At 69.7% G+C, this 3,261-nt stretch carries 3 protein-coding genes and 1 pseudogene; 1 reads left to right on the forward strand and 3 read right to left on the reverse strand.

Features of this window, described 5'->3' with window-relative positions:
- Positions 1 to 349: GNAT family N-acetyltransferase (locus ACFV0Q_RS40120; RefSeq protein ID WP_385012863.1), on the reverse strand; the 349-nt coding region annotated here is incomplete at its 3' end.
- Positions 350 to 571: 222 nt separating this feature from the next.
- Between ACFV0Q_RS40120 and ACFV0Q_RS40125 the strand changes: the two genes are divergently transcribed.
- Positions 572 to 928 carry a hypothetical protein gene (locus ACFV0Q_RS40125; protein ID WP_385012865.1) on the forward strand — a complete coding sequence of 119 codons (357 nt, stop codon included), beginning with the start codon at positions 572 to 574 and terminating at the stop codon, positions 926 to 928.
- Between the two features lie 8 nt (positions 929 to 936).
- Here the strand turns inward: ACFV0Q_RS40125 and ACFV0Q_RS40130 are convergent.
- A pseudogene (locus ACFV0Q_RS40130) lies at positions 937 to 1,033 on the reverse strand (IS5/IS1182 family transposase); the annotation flags it as partial.
- A gap of 241 nt (positions 1,034 to 1,274) precedes the next feature.
- Positions 1,275 to 2,438, reverse strand: a complete 1,164-nt coding sequence (locus ACFV0Q_RS40135; protein ID WP_385012866.1) for an agmatine/peptidylarginine deiminase — start codon at positions 2,436 to 2,438, stop codon at positions 1,275 to 1,277.
- Positions 2,439 to 3,261 lie beyond the last annotated feature (823 nt).

Genomic DNA, 3,261 nt, shown 5'->3' on the forward strand with positions numbered 1-3,261 from the left:
AGGCCAGGCAGGCCAGGGCGGCCTCGGTGGCGTAACCGCGACCCCACGCCGAACGCGTCAACCGCCACCCGATGTCCACCCCCGCGAACGGCATGTCCTCGCCCACCTCGTCCAAGCCTGCGCGGCCGACGAACTCACCGGTCTCCCGCGCTTCGAGCGCCCACCAACCGAAACCCCGCTCGTCGAACTCGGCTTGCATGGTTGCCACCACGGCATCGCTCTGCTCCCGCGTCAGCAGGTCCCCCAGGTGTTCCCGGACTTCGGGATCGGCGTTCATCGCCGCCCACGGTTCGAGGTCGGACTCCCGCCACCGGCGGAGCAGGAGACGATCGGTACGCAGTTCTGGCATGCCGGCCAGCTAACGCCAACACGATCAGGGTGTCGATCGGTTATATCGAGTCCTGCGATGCTCGCTCACGGACCTTCGCCGCCGCGCCCCTGGCCGTCGACACCAGGCACCTCGCCCAAGCGAAGACGGACGAGCACGCCTTGGACGTCGCTTCTTTTGGCTGTATCGCGTGCTGTATGACCGGCTCAGATCCATGTCAGTGCCGTGTGAGAGCCTCCGAGCATGAGCTACGACCTGGCGGTATGGGAAGGCGATCGACCGGCGGACCACACGACCGCCGGCCGGGTCTTCAGAGACCTCTATGACCGTTATGTCGACAGCGAGGTTGAGGAGCCTGCGACCGACCGCATCGCGGCCTACGTCACCGCCCTTCTTGAGCGGTGGTGCGACATCACCGAGGACGAGGAGGACACCTCGCCCTGGTCGACCAGCCCTTTGACCGGCGAGGCCAGGGACCCGCTCATCTACTTCCCGATGCGGTGGAGCATGGCCGAAGAGGCGTCGGCCTACGCGGCAACCCTGGCGGAATCCATGGGGCTGGTCTGTTTCGACGTGCAGCAGGACCGACTCAGGCCCTGAGCAGGTCACCAGTCGGCGCAGGTGGTTGCAGTCGTAGCCCTTGTCAGCGTGCGGTTTCGCCGGCCGTCGCCTGCGCGGCCCTCGGTGCGATCGGATGGGCGGGATCGCGACCGGCACGTCCTGGGTGGAGGTGCGCCTGTCGGACTTGGACGCGAGATCGCCCCGGGTGGCCGTCGACGTTTGGAGGGGCAGGTCCTCGACGGGGAAGCCCGCCAGCCTCGGCCAGTGCTCCCGGGGGCAACCGCCGCCACGATGGCCAGCGGGATCAGGTCCGGCAACCGTGGGATCGACAGGTGGGGGAAGAGGCGTCCGGACCGGGACGCGGTGGCTCCCGTGGTATGTGTGGTCAGGCGGCGGGCTTGCCCGGCTGGTCGTGGGTCGAGCAGTGGATGCCGCCGCCGCCCGAGGCGATCGTGTCGATCGCGACCGGCACGACGTCCCGCTTGGGGAAGTGCTCCTGAAGGATGCCGCGGGCCCGGTCGTCGGCCGTACGGTCGCCGAACATCGGCATGAAGACGGCGTCGTTGGCGACGTAGAAGTTGGCGTAGGTCGACACGAAGTCGTCGCCCCGGCCCGTGATCCTGTCCAGGTCGGGCTGGGGCAGGTCGATGATCTCGAAGCGACGGCCGCGGGCGTCCGTCGCCTTCGACAGGACGGACTTCGCCTGGTCGGCGGAGCGCGACCAGGAGTCCGGCGGGGTGCTCGGGTGCGCCCGGTCGAGCAGGATCACGCCGGGTTCGGTGAAGCGTACGAGGCTGTCCACGTGGGCGTCGGTGATGTCCTGCCCGCGTACGCCGGCCAGCCAGATCACCTTCTCGACGCCGAGGGTCTGCTTGAGCTCCTTCTCGATGGTGTCCCGGTTCTTGCCGCGGTTGCGGTTGTCGTTGACGATCGAGCTCTCGGTGATCAGCAGGGTGCCCTCGCCGTCGGGCTCGAAGGAACCGCCCTCGGCGACGAGGGGGGCCTGGACCCTGGGGATCCCGTACTTCTGGAGCAGGGTGCGGCCGACCTTGGCGTCGTTCTGGTGCTCCTTCTGCTTGTTGCCCCAGCCGTTGAAGTTGAAGTCGACGCCGGTGACCTTGCCGTCTTCCTCGACGAAGACGGGGACGGTGTCCCGGGCCCAGAGGTCGTCGACGGCCAGCGGGATGACCTCCACCTGCGAGCCACAGGCCCGCTGGGCTGCGTCCACCTGGTCGGGTCGGGCCATCATGACGACCGCCTCGTACTTCCCGACGGCCCTGGCGATCCGCGCGATGTCCTCGCGTACGTAGCGCAGGTCCTCGCGCCAGACCGAGGTCGATGCGGGCCAGGACATGAAGGTGCGGGTGTGGCTCTCCCACTCGGCCCCGAGGCGGCGCTTGCCGCCCGCGGCGGAGGGCTGAGAAGGCTGGGCGGTGGGGTCGGCCTGCGCGCCGGACGCGGAGGAGCAGGCCGAGGCGCCCGCGACGGCGGCGCCGATTCCGGCGATGGTGCGAAGGACGGTCCGACGGGTGGGGGGCAGGAAGGACACGGGAACTCCGATCGTGGGCTGGCGGATGAAGTGCATCCGGCCAGGGCGAGCGAGAGGAGGCGACGTATACGGCGGGTCCGGCAAACCGGTCCATACGGACAAGAGTGCGCGCTCCGCGCCGCGCATGGCCGCTCTGAGGGGAGAGCGGTGCGGCCTCGTGTCCACACTCTGACACTGACTGGATTTTCAGTCAATTCGCTGAGGGGTGCCAAACCGGACTATTTGGGGGTGGGACGGTCTGCGGCGGCGGGCGGCGGCGCGGGGAGGAACCGGCGATACCGGCGACGTCAACAGCCCCGGCCAGCCTGCCGTCACCGGCGGCACCGGAGGTCGCGGCGGACACCAGGGGGCCGGCTCCGGCCGCATCGGCGGCACGGCTGGAAACCCCGGACCCGATGGCAATCCCGGCCAGGCGAGCACCTCCACCGCGAAGGTCAACAGCCAGCCCGCCACCCCGTAACGGCCTGCCTCGCGCACCCGGCGTGACGAGGGCCCCCGCTCGATGAAGAACTCCTTCACCGCGTGGTCCGCGCCCATCTCCGCGAGGTCATAGGCGGCTCTGGCCTCCCTCGGCTCCTGGCCGACCGGTCCACCCGCCCGGAGCCGACCATCGAGGACTGGAATCAAAGCAGCCCTGGATCGCGGCTACCTCTCCCCCGCCGTCCCAGGTCGGCCGGGATCCGGATGGCGCTGTTCGGGGCGCGAGCGCCGCGCCACGTCGCTGGAGATCGGCCGCCGGAGATGTGCCTGGCCGAATGGGACGGGCAGTGAGGGGTGAGCGGGGCTTGCCGGCTCAAGCGGCAACCGACGAGTGGGCTCAGGG

Origin of the sequence: Streptomyces sp. NPDC059564, from assembly GCF_042735575.1 — a bacterium.
Classification (GTDB): domain Bacteria; phylum Actinomycetota; class Actinomycetes; order Streptomycetales; family Streptomycetaceae; genus Streptomyces.

Coding starts and splice junctions, on each gene's coding strand:
- ACFV0Q_RS40125 (WP_385012865.1), top strand. CDS start 572: ATGAGCTACGACCTGGCGGTATGGGAAGGCGATCGACCGGCGGACCAC.